Raw genomic sequence first — 26,134 nt, 5'->3', positions numbered from 1 at the left:
AGTTCAACCCTTTGTCGCACCGGCGGTCAGGCCGGCAATGTAATAGTCCATCAGGAACGCGTAGATGATCAGCGGCGGCGCGGCGCCGAGCAGAGCGCCGGTCATGATCTGGCCCCATGCGAACACGTCGCCCTTGATCAAGGTCGTGACGATACCGACCGGCAGCACCAGTTGATCCGTCGATGTCGTGAAAACCAGCGGATAGAGGAACTGCGCCCAGGAAACCGTGAAGGCGAAGATGGTCGCGGCGATCAGGCCGGGCAGGGCGACGGGAATGAAGATCCGCGTCAGCGTCTGGAACCAGGACGCGCCGTCGATGATCGCGGCTTCGTCGAGTTCCTTGGGGATGGAGGCGAAGTACCCGATCATGATCCAGGTGCAGAACGGCACCGTGAGTGTCGGATAGATGACCAGCAGCACGTACCACTTGTTGATCAGCTGGATCCCGGTCAGCTCGCCAAACGCCACGAACATCTTGAACAGGGGCAGAAACAGCAGCGTTTCAGGAATGAGGTAGGTCAGGAAGACGCCGGTCGCAAGCGTGGCCGAGCCCCAGAACCGCATCCGCGCCAGTGCAAAAGCCGCCGGCACGCTGATCAGCATGGTGATGGTCACGACGAAGATCGAGACCAGCGCCGAATTGCGGAAGAAGGTCAGGAACTGGTTCGATGTCAGCAACTCGACATAGTTCGACAATGTCGGATGGTAGACCCACCACGGATTCGTCGCCGCCGAGATTTCGGCGCTGGTCTTCAGCGACGTGATCACCATGTAGAGCGGGGGGACCAGCGCAAAGACCGCGAACAAGGTGAGGAAAAAGTACGACCATCGCAGCGCCCATGTGCGGTCGCGGCTCATGCTGCGCAGTTTGACGGGGCGGGTCGGGGCGGCCTTGTCGATCACGACGGTGCTGGTCATCAGGATTCATTCCCGCGTTTGTTGATGTCGCGCAGGATGAAGACTGCCGCGATTGCGAGTATCGGCACCATGAACAGCGAGACGCTGGCGCCGAGCGGAATGTCGCCGCCCTCGATACCGATGCGGAACGCCCAGGTGGCGAAGACATGGGTACGGTCCAGCGGACCGCCGGCGGTCAGGATGCGCACGATATCGAAATTGGCGAAGGTGACGATCACCGAAAACAGCGTCGTGATCGCGATGATGTTGCGCATCATCGGTAGCGTCACGTACCAGATGCGCTGCCACCAGTTGGCGCCGTCGATGGCCGCGGCCTCATAGAGCTGATCGGGTACCGACTTCAGCGAAGCCAGATACATGATCATAAAGAACGGGGCGCCGAACCAGATATTAACCAGGATAACCGAGAATCGGGCCCAGCCGGTCTCGCCGGTCCACGGAATCCGGTCGATGCCGATGCCGGCCAACAAATAGTTGAAGGCGCTGTACGACGGATCGAACAGCCACAGCCAGGCCAACGTGCTCATGGCCGGTGGGATGACCCAAGGCACCAGCAGCATGCCGCGCCATTTGCGCTGCCCCTTGGCCGGAATGTTGTGAACGAAGTGGGCCACGATGAAGCCGATCAAGGCCTTGAAGAAGACGGCCGTGATCGCGAAAATGCAGGATTGCTCGACCACCAGCCAGAAGGTTTCCCGCTTGAACAGGAACTGGAAGTTTCCGAGCCCGATGAAGCGCTGCATCGACTTGTTCAAGGTGGCCAGATGCAGCGAGTAGAAGGCGGGATAGATGACCAGCAGCGAGATCAGCAGGATCAGCGGCAGCGTCATCAGGAAGGCTGCGGTCGATTTGCGCTTCAGGGCGGTTCGTAAACTGGCGCGCTTGCGCGCCGTTCGCGGAGCGGCGTTACGCTCAATCGCGACATCAGCCATGATGCATCTTCCTCGCGAGTTTCATTCAGAGCAGGGTGGTTTCCTCGTCGAGGAGCCGGCGCGGCGCCGGCTCCCATCGTGTCGGCAGGCGGATACACACCGCCACGGCCCAAGATCCAACCGAGATCCGACGGGCCGCGCGGCGAAATCGCCTCAGCTACGCATGAAGCCTTCGAGTTCGCCTTCCGCCCAGGCCAGCGTCTTCTCCATGGGCTCGCCCCGGTAGAAGCGCACGCACATCTTGGTGAGCGTTGCCTGGGTGTAGATCTGCTGGGCGACCTTGGGCGGCGCGGGCGACGCCGAGATCGAAAGCAGCTGATGCTTGTGCGGATTCGGATAGTGGTAGAGCGTGCCCTTCGGCGGTCCTTCCTCGGCCCATGTCTTGAAGGTTGTCAGTTTCTCGAAGGCCGGCAGGTCGTAGCCGCCGCTCGCCGCCACCATTTTCTCGACCGCATCCGGCTGCGACAGACGCGTCAGCACGCTCTTTGCCGCCTCCTTGTTCTTGGAGAAGCTCCAGACGCTCCAGAAGTAGGGCAGGAACGGCGCGAAGCGGCCCTTCGGACCGACCGGGAAGCCGTGGGTCCAGCATTGCTCCGCGATCTGCGGCGCATCGCGCCTTGCGACGGCCCACGCGCTCGGCGGATTCATGATCAGGGCGCCTCTGCCCGAGACCAGCCACCTGTTGTTGGAGCCGTCGTCCCATGACGGCGCGTCCGACGGCAGGAAGGCCATCAGCTTTTTGTAATATTCGAGCGCCTGCCGCACGTTGTCGTTCTTGACGACGACGTTGCCCTTGGCATCGACGACCTCCGCCCCGAAGGCCAGGAAGAACGCCCCGACGGTATCGACGGAATCGCTGGTCTCGCCAAGACCGATGCCGAAGGGAACACCGCCCTTGTGACAGGCCTCCGCCGCCTTCAGGAATGTGTCCGTGGTCCAGCCATCGGCTTTCGGGGCCGAACCTGCCGGGTACATGGCCTGGACGTCGATGCCGGCGTGCTGCTTCATCAGATCGATGCGCGAGCAGGGCCCCTTGATCTGGCTGCCGACGCAGGCCGGAACGCCCAGCCATTTGTTGCCGGCCTTGCCGAGATACTGGACGGTGCCGTTGACTTCGCCGTTCTGCTTGATGAGCCCCTCGACCACGTCATTCATCGGCTCGAGCAATTCCGCCTGGGCGTGCGGCCACCAGGTCGGCATCGCCAGAATGTCGTGGCCCGACTTCGCCTGGGCTTCGGCGGCGATCGTCAAGAGGTTCTTGTTACCCTGGCTCGGGATGTAGTCGATGGTGACCTCGACCTTTTCCTTCTCGGCCCACTCATTGACAATATCGGTAGAAGCCTTGTTGGCGCCGGGTACCCAGTGGTCCCAAAATCCGATCGATAGCTTGCCGGCGGCATGCGCGCCGCGCACGTAGGGTGCGGTCACGAGTGCGGCCGATGATAGCGCTGTCGCAGCAATGAATTGGCGTCGAGTAAGCTTCTTCCGTGTCATGGCGTTCCTCCCTGGATGGGCCAATCGGATGTGAAGAAATTCCCGTTCTTGCTTTTTTATTCGGCTCCGTTCGGACGCCGCGGATTTTTCATTATTGACGATCAGAGCAGAATTGCCAGCGTCTGTCGAGAAATCACGTAAGCGCGATTCTAGAACTAACGTTGTGTGCAATTGGCAGGCAGCGAGGACCGTGAGCCCGTTGTCTACCGCTCATTCCTGACTCATGACGCGGAATATTGCGTTGCACCTATCGAACTCATCGGTGGGGGTGAGGATGCGAAATAGCGCCGCAGGTTCCCCTGCCGCGTCTCTAATTTGGGATACGCCGCCGTTTTCATCACTGGGATGACCGGGCGCGGCAGGTAGACTTGCACGGCGCGAAAACGATAAAATCGGATTCGGCTGCGGTCCTTGGCCCAGCACCACCACGCCGGAAACTCACGATCGACCATGGAGACCAGACAATGACCAGCCCGACATCGAAGCTGCGCGCGCGGCTCAGACTGTGCGCAGCCCTTGGGGTGGCCGCCCTTATGCTGTTTAGCGCGTCGCTCACGGTGGAGGCACAGGTGGTTGAGGGGGTCCAAAAGGGCGCCCGGGAGGGGAACAAGGCGGCCGGACCGGTCGGTGGCGTGCTTGGCGGCGCTATCGGCGGTGTCGTGGGGGTGGTGACCGGTGTGACCGGTGTCCTCACCGGCGGCGCACAACAGCAACAACAACAACAGACAGCCCCGGCGAAGGCTGGCAAACAGGGCGATACCGCAAAGCAGGACGATGCCGCCAAATCCGGCAAGGCGGCCAAGGGCACAAAGACGGCGGCGAAGCAGCCGCAGGTGCTGACCCAGACCGGTGCACCGCAGATCACGGCCGAACAGATCGTCGCCAACAGCGACGCCAATATCGAGCGCATCAAGAAGCAGTTGAATCTGACGCCCGAGCAGGAGAAGAACTGGTCCGGCTTCAACAGTGCGATGCACTATCTCGGCCACAATGGCGCCGATCGCCTCAATCTGCGTATTGCGCGCGCCAAACGCGATCCGCCCGACGACATCATCGAGCAGATGCGGAACGAAGCCCAGTTTCTCAACGACCGTGCGGTGGACCAGCGCAATGTGGCCGATGCCGCCGAGCCTTTATTTGCAAGCCTGGACGAGAAGCAGAAAAAGATCTTCATCCAGGAAATGGTCAATCTAAGCCACGAGCGCGGGCTGGATTAGCGCGGAAAAACTGACGCATTCGCACGAAACGTCATCCGCCCCGGATCAAGTCCGGGCCGGCTTCCCCATCATTGAGGGTTTGCCCGTGGGCGAATAGCCGGGCACGCATGCCCTGGGGTAGGTGAAAGGCGAGGCACCCGGCTATCCTGCCGCAGCGGCGCGGCAGGTTCCAATCGCCATGCAATGATGAAGAAACCCTGACGGGATCGCGCCCGACTGATGGCTGACTTGCGGCCTTGTCGGGAACCGCTAACGCAAAGCCGAAATCAAAAAGCCGGAATTAAAACAAGTTCGGCCAGCGCTGGGCTGGCCGAATAGTCGAACCTTGCCCGCGGCGGTGGCCGGTTACGCCTTCGCGAAATTCAGCTCCACACCGACACCGTCGGGATCGTAGAGAAAGAATTGCGTATCACCGGTTCGCGGCACGATGCTCTCGCGGAATTTTACGCCTTTGGCCTGCAGGCGCTTGCGCACGCCGTCGACGTCGGTCGCGGCAAAGGCAATGTGGTCAAGCCGGCCAGTGTCCTCGTATTTCTTCTCGGTGCCGCGCACCACGATGCCCTCGCGCGGCTCGCGCGTACCCATCAGGTGCACGGTGGCGGTGCCGCCGGAGTAGAGCCAGTAGCCGGGGAAACCGAGCGGCGGACGGTCGCCGTTCTCCAGTCCAAGCACGTCGCAGTAGAAATCCTTGGTGCGTTCGAGGTCGGAGGGTTCGATGGTGTAGTGCTGTAATCCGCCAAGTCCCATGGTTTGTTCTCCTTATACAAAGGTGAGATCGACATCGACGCCCATCATCCAGGCGCCGACGGTTTCAAAATGTCTGATCTGGCCTTGCAGCTGCTGGGTTACGGTGTGGATGTCGCGAAAGCGGCGCTCCAGCGGGTGGCCTTCGAAGATCGCGGTGGCTCCCGCCGCGTTGTAGGCGAAGTCGACCGCCTCGCGTGCCTTGTGGATGGCGTTGGTGGCGGCCATGCGAACCGTGATGCGCTGCGCGACGGTGATGCTGGCCCCGGCGACGAGGTCCTTCCAGATTTCGGCCATCGACTGCAGCACGAAGCCGCGGGCGGCGCGCAGATTGACCTCGGCCTGGGCGAGGCCGGTCTGGACCACGGCGTTGTCGCGCAAGATGCCTTTGGCGCCGCGCGGCACCTTGTTGCGCGCCACCTCGACGAAATCGTCGAGCGTGCTTCGGGCGATGCCGCAGGCAACGCCGGCAAAGCCGACCTGGTAGCAGGTGCCGGCCCCCATGCGATAGAGCGGACCGCTTTCGCGGCATTCCCGGTCGAATTCACGGGTGATGGAATGGTCCGTTGGAACGAAGAAGTCATTCAGCGCGAACTGGTCGCTGGCGGTGCCGCGCAGGCCGACCGTGTTCCAGATGTCGGTCCATTCGACGTCCTCGGTTCGCACCAGCATGGTCCGCTCCAGCGGCATACCGTTGGCTTCCAGCCTGGGAGTGCCGTCGGCCGCAAAGATCGGACAATGCGCGCCGAGCCAGGTCGCGTGCCGACCACCGGAGGCAAAGGCCCACACGCCCGTGACCCCGTAACCGCCCTCGCATTCGATCGCACGGACCTTGGGCCCTGGACCCCAGGCGAGTACTGCACGCGGATCCCCGAAGATCGCGCGCGCCACCGGCAGATCGAGATAGGCCGCCGACATCGCACAGCCGCCGGCCTGGCTCAGGCACCAGGCCGTGGACGCGTCTGCCTTGGCGATGGTTTCAATGACATGGAAGAAGGTAACGGGATCGGTTTCTATCCCGTCGGTCGAGCGCGGCAGCAACAGACGAAACAGCTGCGCGTCGTGCAGCCTGTCGAGTAACGCCGGCGGCAGCCGGCGCTTATTCTCAATGTCGTTTCCGGCTGCCGCAACATCGGGACGAACAGCTTCGGCACGGGCGATAATCGCCCGGTCACCGGTAAGGTCGGCAGCAGTCGCGATCAAATTATCCAAGCCTCCATCGACGCCTTGAATTCAGGGCTATGCCTGTCGGACTCTCGCCGCCGACATACTCAGCTCGTCGGCCTATTCCTTGTCGATCTGCTCGATCGACTTGCCCCTGGTCTCGAAGCCGATGAAATCATACACGATGCCGGCCATCAGGAACCAGCAGCCGAGATAGACCAACGCCGTCACCGCCTGTGTAAAAAGGGTATCGCCGGCCCGTCGCGCGCGACAAGCCCACGAAGACGCGGAGCACATCTGCGCAGAAGCGATGGAAGCCCATCCTGCCGTTCCGCACAAACCGGAACGTCGCGGTCCATCGTCGCCAATCGCATTGCGGTGCACACACGCCATTTGCTTAAGGTTTTTCGTCTATTTAGATAGGTCGAGCGATATCCACGGCCAGAACGTATGGAAGAAAAGCGAAAATTTCCGCGAACCGAGATCGAGGAGCCCGCCTATGTTTCATCGGGCGGCTCCGTGATGCGTTGCGTGGTGAGGAATATTTCGCTCGAGGGTGCGGCAATCGACGTCGAGAACCCAGCATTCGTTCCGCAGCACTTCCGCCTCGTGATGGCGAAGGATTCCTCGATCGTTCATGAGTGCCGGGTCGCCTGGATCAAGAAGAACCGGATCGGCCTGACGTTCATGAATGTCGTACAGGAACCGCAGAAATGAAGTGACGCGTCACTCTATCCTGAGCTTTGCGTCACGTACCACTTTGCCCCATTTTTCCATTTCCAGCTTGATACGGGCGCCGAATTCCTCAGGCCGGTTTGCGACCGGCTTGAATCCGAGCGCGGTCAGGCGCTCCTTCACGTCTGCCTGCCCGACTGCCTTGGCTATTTCGCGATAGAGCAGGTCGACGATCTCTTTCGGCGTTCCCGCCGGCGCAAGGACGCCTGTTATGGTGTCGGCCTCCTGGTCCTTGATGCCTTGTTCGGCGAAGGTCGGCACGTCGGGCAACTGGATCGCGCGCTCGCTTGCGGCGACGCCGACCGCGCGCAATTGGCCGGCCTGCACCGCCGAAAGGGCGGGCGGCAGCGCGGTGAAAGCGATCGGCGTGTGCCCGCCGACGGTTGACTGGATCGCAGGCGCTGCGCCGGTAAACGGGACGTGCACCAGGTCGAGGCTGAACGCCAGCCGAAACAGCTCACCCCCCAGATGCGGCGTCGAGCCGACGCCGGGTCCGGCAAAACCGTATTTGCCGGGATTGTCACGGATCAGCTGCACCAATTCCGGAAGCGACTTGGCAGGCACCGACGGGTTTACCACCACCACGTTCGGGGAAACCGCCACCAACGTCACCGGCGCGAAATCCTTGACCGCATCGTACGGCACCTTGGCGTAGAGGCTGGGATTGACCACAAAGCCGGTGCTGACGACCATGAGGGTGTAGCCATCGGGCGTCGCTCGGGCGACCTGGCCGGAGGCGGTGTTGCCGCCGGCGCCGCCGATATTCTCCACGAAGAACTGCTGACCGAGCGCATCGGAGAGCTTCTGCGACACCATTCGCGCGATCACGTCGGTCGGGCCACCGGCGGGAAACCCGACAACCACGCGCACCGGGCGGTTCGGATAGTTCTGTGCCGAGACGGTCGGGACGGCCCCCAGCAGCAGCGCGGCAGCAAGCAAGGTTTGCAGAACGGCCGCCATGACGCCCCCCGGATTTTATGTTTGTTGACGCCATCATCAACGACGGCGCAGCGCAGAACAAGGGGAGGCGCGGGGGGCCGGCGCTATTTCTTCAGCAGCGGCTTGATCCGTTGCTCCAGTTCCTCGAATGACATCGAGCCTTTCAACCGCTCGCCATTGAGGAAGAAAGTCGGCGTTGAATCGACCTTGAGCATCCCATGGGCGTATTTCTGATCCGCCGCGAGCTTGTCGAGCATCGCCTGATCCCTCTCGCAAGTCGTCACGTCCTGTTCGCTCATCCCGTTCAGCTTGCCGACATAGTTCAGCGTTTCCTTGGTCCGCGCGATCAGTCGGTCCTGCAGCTTGAACAGGGTCTCGATGACGCCGAAATATTTTTCCGAATCGTTCCTGGCGATGCAGCGCGCCAGCATCGAGGCCGCCGCAGCCGCTACGTCGAGCGGGAACTCGCGGAACACGAATCGGACCTTGCCGGTGTCGATATATTTGGAGCGCAGCATCGGAAAGACGTTCTCGCCGAAGGCGGCGCAATGCGAGCAGCTCATCGACGCGTACTCGGTGATGGTCACCGGCGCATTCGGCGATCCGATCGCGATGTCCGGCAGCGACACCGGCTTGGCGACAGCCGCCGCCATTGCGCTCTGGGCGACGGCGGGGCCTGCGAAAAACGGCGCCGTGAAAGCGAGCAGGGCGACAAAAGCGATGCAGCGAGGGGCGTTCAACGGGCTATTCCAAATTGATGGGTAGGGGAGAGTCTATCCGGTTCTGCCGTGCCTGAAATTATCTATATTCTTCAACGAGCAAAGACGAAAGCCGGATGTGTCACAGCAGCGACCGGTCGGCGTGTAGCTAACGCGCCGTCATGGCCGCCGAAATCCTGGTCAGCGCTCCGTCGCCGACGCGTGCAGCAATCGTCCGGAAGTTGATGGGGTGGCTGCAGAAGTTTCCGGAAGAGCTCACCCGCCTTGCCGGAAATGGATCAGTGCTTTTCGAGACCGTGACGGCGACAGACCCACAGCAGATTTCCAGTGAGATCACGTAGAACTACGGATGCCGGTCCGCATGGTCAGGCTACCAGAGTTGGACATACTCGCTCGCGGGAGATGTGTACAAGGTAACGGTCTGCGATCCGCACGGTTGAATTAATCGTGCTTGCTTACGATGATTGACGATCGCAGTTGACCGGGAAATTCCGGCAATCCATTCATGCCGGACGAACTGGCTTGTAAAGCCGGCGGGCAAGAAGGGGTGAGGGGGCAGTGGCGATAGATCCATTCATAGACGAGATCTATGAAGCGGCGGTCGTTCCGGAAAAATGGCGATCCATTCTCGATCGCCTGGCGGAAATTGCCGATGCCGAGGGCACGCTGCTGTTCGCAGCCGGCCCTGGAGATCCAAGATGGCTGTCATCCAGATCCATCGAGGCGTTCATCGCGGAATGGACCGGCAGCAAATGGTATCTCGACAATCCACGCGGCCAGCGCCTCGTTCCGATCGACGAGCCGAGGTTCCTGACCGATCTGGACGAGTTGACGATGGAGGAGATCGACGCCTCCGATTTTTATACCGAACTGCTACGCCCCCGTGGACTTGGATGGTGCGTTGGAACGTCGATACGTTCACCGGCCGGCGACACGCTGGTGTTCTCAATCGAGAAGGCTCACAGCAAGGGGCCGGTGCCGCGATCGGTTGCGGAGACTTTGGATCATTTGCGTCCGCATCTTGCACGGGCATCGGTCCTCTCGGCGCGACTGGGACTGGATCGGGCGATATCGACGGTCGCGACGCTGGAGGCGATCGGCTTGCCGGCTGCGGCGTTGGCGTCCACTGGTCGCGTTATCTCGGCCAATGCGGGTTTCCTCGCCAGCAAGGGGCATGTGCGCGTCGGCGCGGGAAACCTCATTCAATTCACGTCCGAACCGGCTCAGACATTGCTGATGGAAGCCATTTCGCGCGGCGGGCGTTCCTCCAATGGAATCGGCCGGTCCATTCCGGTCCGAGCTACCAAAACTGACCCGGCTTTTGTCGCCCACGTCGTGCCCTTGCACGGCGGCGGACGGGATGTTTTCACCGGAGCCTTGTCGATCGTTTTCATCACATCGATGGTACCGAGCACCAGCCCGGCGTCGCCATTGTTGCAGGCCCTTTTTGATCTCACTCCGGCGGAGGCACGTACGGCGAGTCAGATCACCGAAGGCAAATCCATCGAACAGATTTCGTCCACAACCGGAATAGCCCAGAACACGATTCGATCTCACCTGAAATCGGTGTTTCAAAAGACAGGAGTGCAGCGGCAAGCGGAATTGGTCAGCTTGCTCGGCGTAACGATCAATCAAGTCACGTAGGATCACTGGTTAACGCCTAACCCATTTGGGGGAGGCTATTTTGTTGTTGACGGGCGGCTTGACTTGACCGCGATGATTTCTAAAGACTACATAAAACGCATTCTAAAATTTCATCTCAAAAAACTCATTTCAAAAAACTCATACCGGCCCGTTGGGGCTTTGAACAACAACCAATCAAAAGCAGCGGATTGATCTGACGCCGTCAGACCGACCGATTTTTCGTGGGGCTATTGCTATGGCAAATTCACCGGCGGTCATTGGTTTACCGAGCAACAAGGAAGTCACCGAAGACACCACGTTGCAATTCCTGACAGCCGTTGGATTCATCCCGATCAGCGATGCCAACCCAGGACAGGCCGCTTTCAAGACCACGGTGAAAGCAGCGTCAGGCACTATCGGAACGCTGACGATTGCGGCGAACGGGGCGTACACTTACTCGGTCGCCAACAGCGCCGTTCAATATCTCGGGGCGGGCAAGACCAAAGTCGAGACCTTCACGGTGACGTCGGTCGACGGCACAACCAAGCAGGTCAGTTTCACGATCAAGGGCACCGACGACGCGGCGGTGATCGGCACGCCGACCAATTCTCTGGTCACCGAGGATGCCAGTGTTTCCGGCGGCAAACTCAAATCCACGGGCACGCTGTCGATTTCGGATGCCGATCAGGGAGAGGCGTCCTTCAAGACGACGGTGACTTCGGTCGGCTCCAATCTTGGAACGCTGACGATCGCCGCGAACGGATCCTACACCTACTCGGTTTCCAATTTTGCCACGCAATATCTCGGCGCCAACGACACCAAGACCGAAACCTTCATCGTGACGGCGCTTGACGGCGCCACCAAGCAGGTCAGTTTCAAAATTCAAGGCAGGAATGATGTCGCCGTGATCGGCACGCCGACCGTGCGCAACACGACCGACACGGGCGGATCGTCATTGACGGCAACCGGCACGATCTCGGTCTCGGATGTCGATCAGGGCCAGGCCGGATTCAAGACCACGGTGAGTTCGGTAGGCACCAATCTGGGAACGCTGTCGCTCGACGTGAACGGGTCGTACACCTATTCGGTCGCCAAGAGTGCCGTGGGCTATCTTGGCGTAGGCGTCACCAAAACCGAAACGTTCACGATTACTTCGCTTGACGGCACCAGCAAGCAGGTGAGTTTCGTCGTCACCGGCATCAACGACGCCGCGGTGATCGGTACGCCGACCGTCAGCAACGTGACCGAGGACGCCACGCAGCCGATCCTATATGCCTTCGGATCGATCTCGATTACGGACGCTGACCAGGGCGAAGCCTCGTTCAAGGTGGCGATGATCAGTGGCCAGGGCGCGCTCGGCACCTTGGTGCTGATGCCCAACGGCAGCTACAGCTATCTTGTTGCGGGTTCCGCCGTGCAGTATCTCGGTGCCGGCGACACCAAGGTCGATACGTTTACGATTATTTCGAAGGACGGTACCACCAAGCAGGTCTCCTTCACGATCCACGGTACCAACGACGCTGCGGTGATCGGTACGCCGACCCATCGCGACGTTACCGCCGATCCCAATCAGACGACGTTGACCGCGACGGGCTCGATCTCGATCTCGGATGTCGATCAGAACCAGGCGTCGTTCAAGACGACGGTGGTTTCGGCGGCGGGCAATATCGGCAATCTCTCGCTCAACAGCAACGGCACCTACAGCTACACCGTGCCGGAAAGCGCGGCTGAACAACTCGGCTTCGGCGGCACCAAGATCGATACCTTCACGGTCACCTCGTTTGACGGCACGACCAAGCAGGTCACATTCGTCGTCCATGGTCCGACCTCTACCAACCACCCTGCGGTGATCGGTAACCCGACCGTTACGAGCGTGACTGAGGACGCCACGACGCCGGATCTTACGGCGAGCGGCACGATCTCGATCTCCGATTCCGATGGTGCAGGGCAGGCCGCGTTCCAGGCTGCGGTAACTTCGGCGCCAGGAACTTTCGGCACGCTCACGCTGTCGAGCGACGGCAGCTACACCTACAAGGTCGCGAATAACCTCACCCAATCGCTTGGCGTCGGCGAAAGCAAGATTGAGACGTTCACGATCAAGTCGCTCGACGGCACCGCCAAGGAAGTGACGTTCACGATCAAGGGCACCAACGATGCCGCCGTCATCACGGGCAGCAGCACGGCGAACCTCTCGGAAACCAACGCGAATCTGAACGGCGGCGGAACGCTGAGCGTTAACGACGTCGACGGTGCGGACACCTTCGTGTCACAAACCAACGTGGCGGGCAGCAATCAGTTTGGCCATTTCTCGATCACCGCGGCAGGGGTGTGGACCTACAGCACCGACACGGCGCACAACGAATTCGCGCCCGGCCAGACCTATACTGACAGCCTTACGGTCACGACTGCGGATGGTACGCCCAAAACACTTGTGGTCAGCGTCGTCGGCAAACAGGATGCCCCAACGCTGAGCGTCGTGACTGCCAGCGGTAACGAGGAGGCCGCCGCGATTCCGCTGACGATCTCGTCGGTGCTGGTCGATCCCGGTGCTGTCTTGACGTTGAAGATTACCGGCGTGCCGGCCGGCGCAATCCTCACCAAGGGTATGGCTGATCCCGGCGACAGCAGCATCTGGCACCTCAGCGGTTCGGATCTGACAGGCCTTGCGCTCAAGCCGGCGCATGACTTCTCCGGCACCATCAATCTGTCTGTCACGGCAACCAGCACGGATACTGCGACCAGTTCGCAACTTTCGACGGCGCCGCAGACACTGACCGTAAACGTTGCTGCCGTGAACGACGCGCCCGTCGCAGTCGCCGATATGTTAGCCGCGACCGAAGACACGCCGATTACCTATTCGGTAGCGCAGCTGCTGAGCAATGACACAGACGTCGATAATTCCGCTGCTCAGCTCTCGATCGCTACGGTAACGAGCGGAACCGGCGGCACCGCGGTTCTGAACAGTGATGGCACCTTGATCACCTTCACGCCGAACGCAGACTTCAACGGGCAGGCGAGTTTTACCTATACGGTGACGGATGGACAGCTTACGAGTTCACCTGCAACGGTGATTGTGAATGTCGCGCCCGTCGCGGCCCAGCCGTCGATCATCACCCAACGAGTCGAGGTCCCCACTTCAGCCGACCCGATTTCTCTTAGCATCCAGATCAGCGACCTCGACACGAGTGACACGCTTGCATCTACCGTTCAGATCAGCGGTGTTCCGGACACCTACAAGTTGAGTGCTGGCGCCCCTGCGGCCGAGGGCGATGGCGTCTGGATCGTCAACCTGAGCGATGTGTCGAGTTTGAAACTGCTACCAGCCAATGGTGGCGTCGGCGCCGCGCAAACGATTACGCTCAGCATTACCGCAAGCGCATTTGATCACGGGAACGTTGCTTCGAGCACCGTGGAACTGAACATCCTCGTCAAGGATCCGAACGCGCAGCGCGCAGTTGACGGTTATATCGCCGACGCGCTTGTGTTTGTCGATAAGCCCCGCGACGGTATTTATAACGGCATTCTTGATGGAGACGAACTGTTTACCTATACGGCCAGCGATGGCTCGTTCAGTCTCAACTCGGCGGGCGGACAGTTGGTTCTTCAGGGCGTCCATACTGGCGGCCACAATACGATCGACGTACTTACCGGGTTGGATTTCTACGGAACGCTGAGGGCCCCCAGCGGCTCGACCGTTGTGACGCCGCTGACCACGTTAATCGTGGCTATTGCTGCAACTGGTGGCACCACGGCGGAGGCTGAAACCTCCGTCAAACTAGCGTTGGGGCTGTCAGCCACGGTAAATCTGACGACGCTGGATCCAATCGCCAGCACGGTTTCGGCTGCTCCCGGTGCGGCCGAGGTTCTCGCCGCGTCCATCCAGGTGCAGGCGACCGTGGCCCAGCTCTCGGCCGCCACGGGTGCGTCGAGCGATGCGGTGATCGGTGCGCTGGCCCAGGCCGTCTCCGGCAGTGCTACGCCCGGCAGCGTGGACCTTGGCGAGTCCTCGACGGTTGGCGCGCTGGCATCGGCCGTAAACGATACCCTTCCGTTAGGAGATCAACTGACGGAGGATCAACTGGGTGCGGTCTCGGCGGTGGTGTTCGAATCGAATGCTCAGATCTCAACGGGCGTAACGGATGGCGCCGATCTCAGCCAGGTCGCCCAGGCGGCCCAAGTAGCCTTCGGCAGCACGACGCAAGCGCTGTCGGACGCTGCGAGTGGCGTGATCACTTTCGATAACGTTGAGACCAACTACACGGGCACTGCGCTCGAGGAAAAGATCGCAGCCGCGCCGCTCACGCTCACGGGAACCGAAGTCGCCGACACGCTGGTGGGCGGCGATGGCAATGACGAGATTGTCGGCCTCGGCGGCGGCGATACGCTCAAGGGCGGCGCCGGCGCCGACATGCTGTTCGGTGGCGCGGGCAAGGACAGTCTGACCGGCGGGGAGGGCAACGATATTCTGGACGGCGGCCAGGACTTTGACCGGGCCGTCTACACCGATGCGTCCGGCGCCATCACCGTCAACATGCAGACCGGAAATGTAACCGGGCTGGGGATCGGCAGCGATACCCTGATTGCCGTGGATGGCATCATCGGAAGTAACTTTAACGACCATTTCAACGGCGCCGGATACACCGGGACCGCCGGCTTGCCGGGGTCGATCACCGGCTTCACCGAATTCGAGGGGCGCGGGGGCGACGATGAGATCATCGGCGCGATGAACGTGCAGGGCCATGCCCTGACGCGCGTGAGTTATCTCGGCGCTTCTGCCGGTGTCACCGTCGATTTGCAGACCGGGCAAGCCTTCGGAACCGACGCGGGAGACGTTGCCGACGTCGGCCACGATACGATCAGCAATATTCTTAACGTCTGGGGTTCGAACTACGACGATATCCTTCGCGGAAGCGACAACGGACCCGGCTCATTCGAGGCCTATGAAGGGCGTCGCGGCAACGACCTCATTGAAGGTCGCGGCGGCTACGATGTCGTCGTCTATGCGACCGATCTGACGACCACGACAGGAATCACTGTCAACATGGCAAGTGGAACGGTGACCGGCGATGCAACGGTCGGCACCGACACACTTCGGCAGGTGGAGGCCGTGCGCGGCACTAACTTCAGCGACCTGTATGATGCGACGAACTTCGGTAACGTGGGTACTGCCAATATCGGCTCGTCGGGCACCTTCAACGACTTCCAGGGTGGTGGCGGAAACGACACCGTCATCGGCAACGGTTTCACGCGCGTCAATTTCTCGAGCGCATTGGCCGGCGTGACGGTCAACCTGCAAACCAACCTGAGCCAAGCCGGCGTTACCGCGACGAACGTTGCCGGCACCGCGAACGGCACCACCGAAGGCACCGACACACTGACGGGCGTTAATGCCGCGCAAGGGTCGGCATTCAATGACGAGCTGCTTGGAAGCAATTTCAACAACACTATGACCGGACTGGGTGGCGATGACGTCATCGACGGCCGCGGCGGCTTCGATACCGCGAGCTACAACAGCATGACCCTTTCCACCGGGGGCATTGCCGTGATGCTCGCTGCCGGAACGGTGACGGACAACGTCAGTGATGTAATCGGCCATGACACGCTGCTCTCGATCGAGGCCATCCAGGGCACCCATTTCGCTGACACCTTCAACGCGACGGGCTACGGTCAGGCCGGCGCAGCCAACGCCAGCAACAGCAACGGCAACTTCAACCAATTTGAAGGCCTCGGCGGCAACGACACCATCACTGGCAACGGCAACACGCGGTTGGGCTATTTCAACGCAACCGCGGGCGTCACCGTCGTGTACAGCGCAGCGAACGTCGGCTCCGGCACTGTACAGGGCGATTCGTCGGTCGGTCTTGACACCTTTAGCCTCGTCAACAGCGTCACCGGCTCTGCTTTCGGCGACACCTTTACCGGCGACAACACCAACAACGTGTTCGACGGTGGCGCCGGCGACGACACCTTTAATGGTGGTGGGGGCAGCGACACCATCACCGGCGGCGCAGGCAACGACACGATCCACGGCGGCGGCGGCTTCGCCGACATGGCGGTCTATACCGGCGCGCGCGGATCCTACACCCTCAACCTCACAGGGGGCGGCGCCGGCTCCATCTCCGGACCTGATGGCAGCGATACCTTCACTGGCATCGAGGTCCTGCAGTTCAGCAACCAGTACCTGCTGACGGTGTCGGGCAGCACGGGTTCACCTCTCAACGTGACCGGTTTGAATTTCAATGCCGGCGTTATGGTCGCGACCGCGACCGGCTCGAACGACGACTACCTGACGATCGGGCAGGGACTCTCCAACCGCATGATCAATCTCGGCGACGGCACCGGCGATACCATCAACCTTGGTGTAGCCGGCGGCTACAACCTCAATCTCGTCAACGTCGAGAATCTGAACGGTACCGGCGGCGACGATTTTGTCGGCATGTTTGCCACTGTCAACGGCCTCGCGATTGATCTTGGTGCCAGTACCAATGGTGACACCGTTAATCTGGCCAGCGGCACCAACACGGTAAGCGTCGTCAATGTCGAGAATCTTACGGTCAACGAGGTCGGGGCCAGCAACGATACGCTCACACTGACGAACAATGTCAGCGGCCTTTCCATCAATCTCGGCCTTGGAACCAACACGATCAACCTGGCGGCGGGAGGCAACTTGCTTAACCACGCCTTCGGCACAAACATCATCAACGGCACGTCGTCCGCCGATACGCTTACCGTCGTCAACGGACTGTTCCAGTCCACGGTGAATCTCGGCGAGGGCACCGACTCGCTGATCCTGACCAATCCGACGGGTTTCAGCAGCCTTGGCCTCGTCGGCGTAGAAAATGTGGTTGGCGGGGCAGCCGGCGACTATATCGTCTTGCAGAACGCAGTGACGGGCGTCACGTTCAATCTCGGGACCGAGATTGACATCGACACCCTCAATATTGCCACAGGTTCGAATTCCGTTGGGGTCGTGGGCGTTGAACAAATCAACAGCAACGAGGTGGGTGGGCCGTCGGACGATGCGCTAACGCTGCTAACGAACGTCAACGGCATCACCATCAATCTGGGCAACGGCAGCAATACGCTCAATCTCGCGGCAGGAGCGAATTCCGTAAAAGGCTACGGCCTCACGACCATCAACGGTACGACGTCCGTCGACGAACTCACGACGCTGGAGAACGACATTGGCAGTACCATTGACCTTGGCGCCGATACGGACACGCTGAACCTTGGCGTCATCGCCACCGGCGTCACCGTCAAGAACGTCGAGAACGTCAACGGCAGCGCGTTTAACGACACCATCACGATCGCAAATACCTCCGGAACGACCACGGTGACCGGCGGAATGGGTTCGGATTTCATCACCGCCGGCGCCGGACAGGACAACATCCGCTACACCAGCGCAGCACAAGCCGGGATCGGGGGAGGTGAGACCGTCAACGACTTCACCGTCGCCAACGATACGTTCGTGCTCGATCACGTCGCTGGCCTGGCCGGGCAGATCCATTTCGTCGGCGACGGCGCGTTCACCGGATCGCCAGGGGACTTCCATTCCGAAGCCCGCCTCAACGGCAACATTCTGCAAATCGACGTCGACGGTGACGGACAGATGGGCGCGGGTGACATGGAGATCACCCTCAATGGCCTGAACGGCACACTCACCGACGCCAACTTCGTCACCTCCGGCGTCAACCACACGCCGACAGACATTTCGCTGGTCGGGTCGTCCATCGCGGAAAACACGGCGGCCGGAACCGTTATCGGCACCTTGTCCGGCACCGATCCGGATGCCAGTGACACTCTCACCTTCAGCATCGTCAATCCGAACGGGATGTTTGCGATCAACGGCAACGATCTCGTCGTCGCCGGTCCGATCGACTACGAGGCCGGCGCATCACAGCAGGTGACGGTGCGCGTTACTGACGCCAGCGGCGCAACGTACGACAAGCTGTTTAACATCGGCGTCACCGACGCGAACGATGCACCCACGGTGATCTCGGGTGCGACGGGCAGCATCGCCGAGAACGCGGCAACCAGCACCGTGGTCTATCAGGCGATGGCAAGCGATCAGGATGCGGCCGGACCGAATTCCACGATCGCATGGAGTCTGTCAGGCACCGATGCCGCGGCTTTCGACATTGACGCGACCGGCCAGGTTACGCTTAGGAATTCGGCCGATTACGAGCTCAAGAACTCCTACAGCATCAATGTCGTCGCGACCGACGGGGGGACTCTGTCCAGCACCAGGGCGGTCACGATCAGCGTCACCAACGTCAACGAGGCACCGACCAATATCGGGCTCAGCGGCAACACGATCGCCGAGGGCAGCGCCAATGGAACGGTGGTCGGTACGCTCTCGGACGTCGATCCGGACGCGGGCGATTCCGCTACCTACACCTTGACCGGCAATGCGGGTGGCCGCTTCGCCGTCAGCAACGGCCAGATCGTCGTCGCCGGTGCGCTGGACTTTGAAACGGCAGCCTCGCATCAGATCACGGTCCGGGTAACGGACGGCGGTGGCAATACCTTCGACAAGAACTTCACCATTGGCGTGGCTGACGTGACCGGTGTCACCCAGAACGGCGACAGCGCCGACAACACGCTGGTTGGAACTTCCGAAGCTGACACGCTGAACGGCCTGGGCGGCAATGATTTGCTGAAAGGTCTGACCGGCAATGACAGCCTCGATGGTGGGCTCGGCTTCGATCGGGCAGATTACAGCGACGCCACTGGCGGCATCACGGTCAACTTGGCGGCGGGCACCGTTACGGGCCCGGGTGTCGGCAGCGACACGCTGACCGGCATCGAGGCCGTCACCGGCAGTGACTTCGCCGATACCTTCAATGGCGCCGGGTTCACGGGCTCGGTCGGCGCACCTACCACCGTTGTCTGCCAGGACGATTTCGAAGGCCTCGGCGGCGATGACACCATCATCGGCACCGTGAATGCACTTGGTCAAATGACGACCCGTATCACCTACATCAGTGCAGCCACCGGCGTGACGGTCGACCTGGCCGCGGGTACCGCTGACGGCGATGTGAGCGTCGGCCATGACACGTTCACGAACGTCAATTCGATCATCGGATCGAACTATAACGACACACTCTACGGCAGCGATAACGCGCTCTTCACCTATGAGACCTATGAAGGTCGGGCAGGCGACGACTACATCGACGGTCGTGGCGGCTTTGACCAGGTCAACTACAACAACAACCCGGCGACGACGTCGGGCATCGTGATCCAGCTTGCAAACGGGATTGTGACCGGTGACGCCTCTGTGGGCACGGACACGCTCGTCAACGTCGAAGCGGCCCGCGGCACGATCTTCGATGACATATTCGACGCGACCGGATTCGGCAGCGCCGGTGCGGCCAATGTCGGCTATAGCGGAGGCTTCAACGATTTCGGCGGGGCGGCCGGCAACGATACGATCATCGGTAACGGCAGTACCCGCCTGAACTACCAGACAGCGGCAAGCAGCATCAGCGTTGATCTCGAGACGAGTGCGTCTGGAACCAACGCGGTCACCGTCGCCGGTGTCGCCAATAGCGCCACCGAAGGGACCGACAGCTTTACCGGCGTCAACGCCGTCCAGGGCTCCATGTTCGGCGACACGCTGCTAGGCAGCAGCTTCAACAACACCCTTATCGGACTTGGCGGCAACGATTTCATCGACGGTCGCGGCGGGTTTGATACCGCGGGCTACAACAGCCTGGGCACCGTCACCAGTGGCGTGACCGTCAACATGGGAGCGGGCACCGCCTCCGGCGACGGGTCGATCGGTACGGATACCCTGCGCAACATTGAAGCTGTCCAGGGCACGATGCTGGCGGACAACTACGATGCGAGCGGCTATGGCGCCTTGGGGGCGCTGAACTTCAGCAGCAGCAACGGCACCTTCAACCAATTCGAGGGATTGGGTGGTAACGACTCCATCAAAGGCAACGGCAATACGCGCGTACTCTATTCCAATTCGTTGGCCGGAGTGACGATCGCGATCGGTGCCGGTGGCACCGGCTCAGCCCACGGAACGGCAGGCGGTGACGCCGCCAATGTCGGTACCGACACTTTCGTCAGCGGCGTTAACAGCGCCATCGGAAGCAACTATGCCGACGTCTATGACGCGTCCGGATTCAATGGCTACAATTCGTTCCAGGGCAACGCCGGCAACGATCAGATCACCGGCAATGGGGGTACGCAGGTACAGTATGGCAACGCCACCTCTGGCGTGACGATTGCGATCGGTGCAGGTGGCACCGGATCGGCGGCCGGCGATATCTCGGTCGGCACCGACACCTTTACCGGTGGCGTCAACAGTGCGATCGGCGGCAATTCGGCCGACAGCTACGATGCATCCGCTTATGTCGGCTTCAATGCGTTCCAGGGTCAGGGCGGCAACGACACCATCACCGGAAATGGCGCGACCGAGATCCAGTTCAACAGTGCCACTGGCGGGATCAACGTCAACCTGTCGACCGGTATTGTCACTGGCAACGCCTCGGTTGGTACCGACACCATTACCGGCGGCGTCGACCGCGTGGTTGGCACGAACTTCAACGACACGCTGACCGGCGGCGCCGGCAACGAGACGCTTATCGGCAACGGTGGCAACGATACGATCAATGGCGGGGCCGGCAATGACGTCCTCAGCGGCGGCGGGGGAGCCGACAAATTCATCTTCGCAACCGGCACCGGCGCGGACACCGTCACGGACTTCGTCTTCGGCTTCGGTAAGCAAATTGACCTGACCGGCATGAACGGCGTCTACAGCTTTGCCGACGTTCAGGCACATGCGGCCCAGGTCGGCGGCAACACGGTGCTGACGTTTGGCACGGACAGCATCACGCTGCAGGGCGTGATGCCCGGAAGCCTCGCGGCAAGCGACTTCATCTTCGGGTCCAACAGCGCGCCGACGGACATCCTGCTATCCACCAACTCGGTTGCCGAGAACAGCGGCGCAGGAACCGTCGTCGGAACCTTGTCTGACGTTGACGTCGATGTCGGAGATTCCGCCACCTATACGCTGACCAACGATGCAAACGGTCGCTTCGCGATCAGCAACGGCCAAATCGTCGTCGTGGGTGGGTTGAACTTCGAGGCGGCAACGTCGCATCAGGTCACCGTGAGGGTCACGGACGGGGGCGGCAATATCTTCGACAAGAGCTTCAGCATTGCCGTGACCAACGCCAACGAGGCGCCGACCGATATCTCGGTCTCGAACGCGGCCGTTCCGCAAGGCACTGCCAACGGCGCGGTCATCGGCGCATTGTCGGCGATCGATCCCGATGCGGGCGATACCGCGGCGTTCTCGCTGGTCGACGGGGGCGGTCAGTTCGACGTCGTTAATGGCAATATCGTTGTCGCGGGTCCGCTTACGGCGGGCTCACAGCAGGTGATCGTGCGCGTTACAGACGCCGGTGGCGCAATGTACGACGAGGCGATCACGATCAGTGTCAACGCGGGTTCGACCGTCGTTGGTACCGAGGACGCCGATCCGGCGTTGACCGGCACCGGTGGCGACGATCTGATTCAGGGTCTTGGCGGCAATGATACGCTGCAGGGCTTCGCCGGTAATGATACCCTTGAAGGTGGCAACGGTCAGGATGCCGCGATCTATATCGATGCCACAAATGCAATAACGGTCAATATGACGGCTGGAACGGTCGCTGCAACTGGAGCGGACGCTTCCATTGGCGCCGACACGCTTCGTTCTATCGAACTCGTGCAGGGTTCCAACTTCAGCGACAGCTACAACGCGACCGGCTACTGGACCGGCTTCGGAACTCCCAGCGCCAACCAGGGCAGCCCGACATTCCAGGGCAACGTCAGCAATACCTTTGAAGGCATGGGAGGTGATGACAGCATCACCGGTAACCTCCGCACCACAGCATCCTACTTCCATGCGCTAGCGGGGGTCACGATCAACCTTTCGAGCGGAGCAACCAACGGAAGTGCGTTCACTACGGGGGGCGGCGACACTGCCGGAATCGGCGCCGATACCCTGATCAACGTCATCTACGGGCGCGGCTCTGAGTTCAATGACATCATCAACGGCGGCACCGGTAACGACGTCCTGCTAGGCGGCGCCGGCGATGACGCGCTGAATGGCGGGACCGGGTTCGACCTCGCACAATATTCGCCAAACTTCTACTACACAGCGACTGCTGGCATTAACGTCACGATGTCGAGCGGCGTGGTGGTTAGCATGACGCCGGGCGATCTGTCGAACGGCAGCGATACGTTGCGTTCGATCGAGTCGGTTCGTGGCACCCATCTTGCCGATACTTACGTCGCCACAAATTTCGGCGCCGCGGGTTTCCAGAACACTTTGACCAACAACGTCGGCAACAATGGCACCTTCAATGAATTTGAAGGCATGGACGGAAACGACACGATCGTCGGCAACAACAATACCCGCATCTCGTATTACAACGCGGCTGCCGGGGTGACCGTCGACCTGCTGGCCGGTTCTGCGGTGGGCACCGCGCCGGACGATATCGCCTCGATCGGCAGCGATACGATCAGCGGCATATCCCAGGTCCGCGGCTCGAGCTTCGACGACACCCTGCGAGGCAGCAACACGGCCGCATTCACGGAAGTCTTCGAGGGCTGGACCGGAAATGACCAGATTGACGGCCTGGGCGGCTTCGATGTCGTGGCCTTTGGCAACAATATTGTGACGGCGGCCGGCGTCGCAGTTAATATGACCACGGGGGTCGTGGTCGGAGATGCAAGCATTGGCACGGACACGCTGCGAGGGATCGAAGGCATTTCGGCCACGAATTTCAACGACACCTACACGGCAACCAATTTTGGAGCCACGGGCTTTATCGATACGAATAGCTTCAATGTCGGCAACGCCGGGTTCGGAAACTTCAACCAGTTCGAAGGTCTTGGCGGCAACGACACGATCACGGGTAACGGCAATACCCGCATCATCTACAGCGCCGCGACAATTTCCGGTGTGACCATTAACCTGCAAGGTCTAACAGCAAGCGGTGCCACGGTAGGCAACGACACGTTTGTCGGTGTCAACAGCGCGACCGGCAGCAACTTCGACGATACTTACAACGCGTCAGGATTTACCGGCGTCACTTCGGCGGGATCATTCGGCACCTTCAACTCGTTCGAAGGTCTTGGCGGTAACGATACCATCACCGGCAACGGCAACACGCGCATCTCGTACTCGCAATCGGGAGCCGGCGTTACGGTGACCCTTGCGGGAGCTGGCCCAAATCAAGGTAGCGCAACGGGTGCGGCGATTGGAACGGATACGATTGTCAGCGGCGTAAACAGCATCCAGGGGTCGGGTCAGAACGACACCCTTACCGGCGGCACAGGCAACGATTTCTTCCTGGGCGGTAACGGTCTCGATACGATCCACGGCGGTGGCGGCAGCGACAATATCAGCGGCGAAGCCGGCGACGATACTCTCAATGGTGACGGCGGTAACGATACCATCAACGGCGGTGGCGGTAACGACACGATCACCGGGGGTCTGGGTAGCGACACGATTACAGGTGCCGGCAACAACGACAATATCGACGGTGGAACGGGCGGCGATGTCGCCGTCTATACCAACGTGTTCGCGAACTACACCACGGTCAACTCCGGTACGGTCGTCAGTGGCGTTAATGCCACCGATGGTACGGACATCTTGAGCAACGTCGAACTGCTGCAGTTCAACGATACCATCCGCCTGATCGCTTCCGGTGCGGCGGGTGCCGGCAACTCGATCGACGCTTCCGGCGTCTTTTTGAGCGGATCGGCGGCTGTCACCTCCATGACCGGCACCACCGACGACTACCTGACGATCGGGCAGGGCTTCTTCGGCCATCAGATAGATCTCGGCGCGGGCACGGCCGACACGATCACGCTGGGCGTCAGTGGATTCTACACGTTGAATTTGCTCGGCGTGGAATACGTCGTTGGCAGCGGCGGTGACGACAGCGTCAACCTGACTGCGAATGCGGCCGGCCTTTCAGTCGACCTCGGAGGGGGCAATAATTCGCTTAATCTGGCGGCGGGAATCAACTCGCTCAGCGTCAGCGGTGTTGCGAATGTGGGGGGGACGGATTTCGGCTCGACTCCGGCTGTCAATGATGTGCTCACGTTCCAGAACAATGTGGGCGGCATCAACATTAGCCTCGGCAACGGAAACAACACGATGAATCTGGCCGCCGGCGGCAATTCGTTTACAAATATTTTCGACATCAACCATGTGGTCGGGAGTGGCAGCAACGACACGTTGACGATCACCGGTGCAATTGCGGCGGTGAACGGAACGACGATCGATCTTGGCATCGGCGACGATACGCTGGTCCTCGCTGGAGCTAATACGTCGTTCTCCGCGGTAGGTATCGAGCACATCAGCGGTAACGCGGCGGACAATTCGATAGTCTTGAACAATAACGTCGATGGCATTGCCATCGATCTCGGCGGCGGTTCCAACGCGGTTTTCCTCGCCAACGGCGCGAACTCGGTTAGCTTGACCAACGTCGGAAGTATTTGGGGTAACGACTTTGGCGGTGCTGCTTCGGACGACTCGTTGACGCTGCTCAGCACGGTCGACGGCGTTTTGATCAATCTGGCCCAAGGCAGCAACACCCTAAACCTGGCTGCGGGCGTCAACACCCTCGGCAGCGGCGTCTTCGGCCTCAGCTTCATCAACGGCAGTGCGACCGGCGATGTCCTGACGATGCAGGGCAGCAACGGCAACACGATCGACCTTGATGACGGAACCGATACGCTGAACTTCACGCAGTCGGCGATCAACGTCACCGTCGCGAATGTCGAGAACGTCAACGGCTCTGCCAGCTTTGACACCATGATCATCGGCGGCAACTCGACGGGAATCACGACGGTCACGGCTGGCGTCGGCGCAGATGCCATCACAGGCAGTGCGGGACAGGATAATTTCCGTTTCACTAGCGTGGGTGACTCCACGATCAACGGGGCGCGGGACACCATCACCAGCTTCGATGCCAGCATCGATACGTTCACGTTTGCCGGGATTGCCCACAACGGCGATCACATCGAATACATCGGCACCAACAACTTCAGCGTGACTGGCCTGGCTCAGGCCCGCTATCTTACCAGCACGCCGGGCAACGACATGCTGCAGATCGACCTCGACGGCGACGGAGTGATGGGGGCAGGCGACATGGAGATCGGTGTGGCCAGCTATACAGGGAACCTCTCCAACTCCAACTTCCTGCTGTTGTAAGGAAGCGCATTGCGCGCACCATGATACGGAAGCCGCGCGTCAAGCGCGGCTTCTTCGCATTCTGCAACGGTAGCGGCGCCGTCGCTTGGTTTTGAGTTGGCGAATCCCGTTTCTTCGATGCCACGCGAGTGTGCGCCGCGTGAGAGATGCGGCGATCTGATCGTGCGCTGGATGAGAACCGACGCCGTTCGAATTCTCGCCGGCACCGACATTAACGATCGACAGGTCCGCCGGAATGCCACCGGCCTGAACCTTCCCAGGCATCGACAGAGGCTTGCGGCGCTGTCGCTATAAGCAGCTGATTTGTATCACCAATCCAAAATGCTCTGATGGCGTTTGGCTCGGCTGTCGGAAGTGAGCAGCATGCCACATCAGCGCGCACTCGTGTCGGGCCTGCCACGCATCCGCGTCGATATTAGCTAT

Annotated in this window: 13 protein-coding genes and 1 pseudogene; 7 read left to right on the top strand and 7 right to left on the bottom strand. The window is 60.7% G+C overall.

All coding sequences use genetic code 11. The annotated features are described in order from the left end of the window. Positions 1-3 precede the first annotated feature (3 nt). The 3 genes from ABIE49_RS00705 to ABIE49_RS00695 all read right to left on the bottom strand — a co-directional run bounded on the left by ABIE49_RS00705 (position 4) and on the right by ABIE49_RS00695 (position 3,344). Entirely contained in the window at positions 4-918 is a 915-nt protein-coding gene (locus ABIE49_RS00705; protein WP_192735986.1) for a carbohydrate ABC transporter permease, read from the bottom strand. After that, on the bottom strand, positions 918-1,850 hold the full coding sequence (locus ABIE49_RS00700) for a carbohydrate ABC transporter permease (protein WP_192735985.1): 933 nt from the start codon (positions 1,848-1,850) through the stop codon (positions 918-920). The genes ABIE49_RS00705 and ABIE49_RS00700 overlap by 1 nt, the downstream gene beginning before the upstream one ends. 153 nt (positions 1,851-2,003) lie before the next feature. Continuing rightward, the gene (locus ABIE49_RS00695) at positions 2,004-3,344 is read right to left on the bottom strand and encodes an ABC transporter substrate-binding protein (protein WP_192735984.1); all 1,341 of its coding nucleotides are present in this window, start codon (positions 3,342-3,344) and stop codon (positions 2,004-2,006) included. Positions 3,345-3,808: 464 nt separating this feature from the next. Between ABIE49_RS00695 and ABIE49_RS00690 the strand changes: the two genes are divergently transcribed. Then, the gene (locus ABIE49_RS00690) at positions 3,809-4,561 is read left to right on the top strand and encodes a Spy/CpxP family protein refolding chaperone (RefSeq protein WP_192735983.1); all 753 of its coding nucleotides are present in this window, start codon (positions 3,809-3,811) and stop codon (positions 4,559-4,561) included. 345 nt (positions 4,562-4,906) lie between these two features. Here ABIE49_RS00690 and ABIE49_RS00685 read toward each other — a convergent pair whose 3' ends face one another. Beyond that, the gene (locus tag ABIE49_RS00685; protein ID WP_192735982.1) at positions 4,907-5,308 is read right to left on the bottom strand and encodes a VOC family protein; all 402 of its coding nucleotides are present in this window, start codon (positions 5,306-5,308) and stop codon (positions 4,907-4,909) included. Positions 5,309-5,320: 12 nt separating this feature from the next. Next, positions 5,321-6,517, bottom strand: a complete 1,197-nt coding sequence (locus ABIE49_RS00680) for an acyl-CoA dehydrogenase family protein (RefSeq protein WP_192735981.1) — start codon at positions 6,515-6,517, stop codon at positions 5,321-5,323. A gap of 402 nt (positions 6,518-6,919) precedes the next feature. Between ABIE49_RS00680 and ABIE49_RS00675 the strand changes: the two genes are divergently transcribed. Beyond that, entirely contained in the window at positions 6,920-7,186 is a 267-nt protein-coding gene (locus tag ABIE49_RS00675) for a PilZ domain-containing protein (protein WP_192735980.1), read from the top strand. 9 nt (positions 7,187-7,195) lie between these two features. Here ABIE49_RS00675 and ABIE49_RS00670 read toward each other — a convergent pair whose 3' ends face one another. Next, positions 7,196-8,164 (bottom strand): Bug family tripartite tricarboxylate transporter substrate binding protein, encoded by a 969-nt coding sequence (locus tag ABIE49_RS00670; RefSeq protein ID WP_192735979.1) that lies wholly within the window; start codon positions 8,162-8,164, stop codon positions 7,196-7,198. 83 nt (positions 8,165-8,247) lie between these two features. Then, the gene (locus ABIE49_RS00665) at positions 8,248-8,883 is read right to left on the bottom strand and encodes a DsbA family protein (RefSeq protein ID WP_502915853.1); all 636 of its coding nucleotides are present in this window, start codon (positions 8,881-8,883) and stop codon (positions 8,248-8,250) included. A 140-nt stretch (positions 8,884-9,023) separates the two neighbouring features. Here ABIE49_RS00665 and ABIE49_RS00660 point away from each other — a divergent pair, with 140 nt between their 5' ends. The 5 genes and pseudogenes from ABIE49_RS00660 (at position 9,024) to ABIE49_RS00650 (ending at position 25,711) form a co-directional block, all read left to right on the top strand. After that, on the top strand, positions 9,024-9,203 hold the full coding sequence (locus tag ABIE49_RS00660; protein WP_192735978.1) for a hypothetical protein: 180 nt from the start codon (positions 9,024-9,026) through the stop codon (positions 9,201-9,203). Positions 9,204-9,420: 217 nt separating this feature from the next. Further along, positions 9,421-10,506, top strand: a complete 1,086-nt coding sequence (locus ABIE49_RS00655; RefSeq protein WP_192735977.1) for a helix-turn-helix transcriptional regulator — start codon at positions 9,421-9,423, stop codon at positions 10,504-10,506. A gap of 235 nt (positions 10,507-10,741) precedes the next feature. Next, positions 10,742-11,101: pseudogene (locus ABIE49_RS39995) on the top strand (VCBS domain-containing protein); the annotation flags it as partial. Positions 11,102-11,136: 35 nt separating this feature from the next. Continuing rightward, a complete protein-coding gene (locus tag ABIE49_RS39990) occupies positions 11,137-11,337 on the top strand; it encodes a hypothetical protein (RefSeq protein ID WP_502915975.1) in 201 nt (66 codons plus the stop codon). Beyond that, on the top strand, positions 11,324-25,711 hold the full coding sequence (locus ABIE49_RS00650; RefSeq protein ID WP_502915974.1) for a VCBS domain-containing protein: 14,388 nt from the start codon (positions 11,324-11,326) through the stop codon (positions 25,709-25,711). Before ABIE49_RS39990 ends, ABIE49_RS00650 begins: the two co-directional genes overlap by 14 nt. Positions 25,712-26,134: the final 423 nt, after the last annotated feature.

The organism is Bradyrhizobium sp. OAE829 (assembly GCF_040546575.1).
Lineage (GTDB): Bacteria > Pseudomonadota > Alphaproteobacteria > Rhizobiales > Xanthobacteraceae > Bradyrhizobium.
Note: the sequence above shows the minus strand (reverse complement) of the source record. Positions and strands in the feature narration are given on the sequence as shown.

What these genes read in the sequence shown, in the direction of transcription:
- ABIE49_RS00705 (WP_192735986.1), bottom strand. Translation starts at nt 918, where the DNA reads ATGACCAGCACCGTCGTGATCGACAAGGCCGCCCCGACCCGCCCCGTC.
- ABIE49_RS00700 (WP_192735985.1), bottom strand. Translation starts at nt 1,850, where the DNA reads ATGGCTGATGTCGCGATTGAGCGTAACGCCGCTCCGCGAACGGCGCGC.
- ABIE49_RS00695 (WP_192735984.1), bottom strand. Translation starts at nt 3,344, where the DNA reads ATGACACGGAAGAAGCTTACTCGACGCCAATTCATTGCTGCGACAGCG.
- ABIE49_RS00690 (WP_192735983.1), top strand. Translation starts at nt 3,809, where the DNA reads ATGACCAGCCCGACATCGAAGCTGCGCGCGCGGCTCAGACTGTGCGCA.
- ABIE49_RS00685 (WP_192735982.1), bottom strand. Translation starts at nt 5,308, where the DNA reads ATGGGACTTGGCGGATTACAGCACTACACCATCGAACCCTCCGACCTC.
- ABIE49_RS00675 (WP_192735980.1), top strand. Translation starts at nt 6,920, where the DNA reads ATGGAAGAAAAGCGAAAATTTCCGCGAACCGAGATCGAGGAGCCCGCC.
- ABIE49_RS00670 (WP_192735979.1), bottom strand. Translation starts at nt 8,164, where the DNA reads ATGGCGGCCGTTCTGCAAACCTTGCTTGCTGCCGCGCTGCTGCTGGGG.
- ABIE49_RS00660 (WP_192735978.1), top strand. Translation starts at nt 9,024, where the DNA reads ATGGCCGCCGAAATCCTGGTCAGCGCTCCGTCGCCGACGCGTGCAGCA.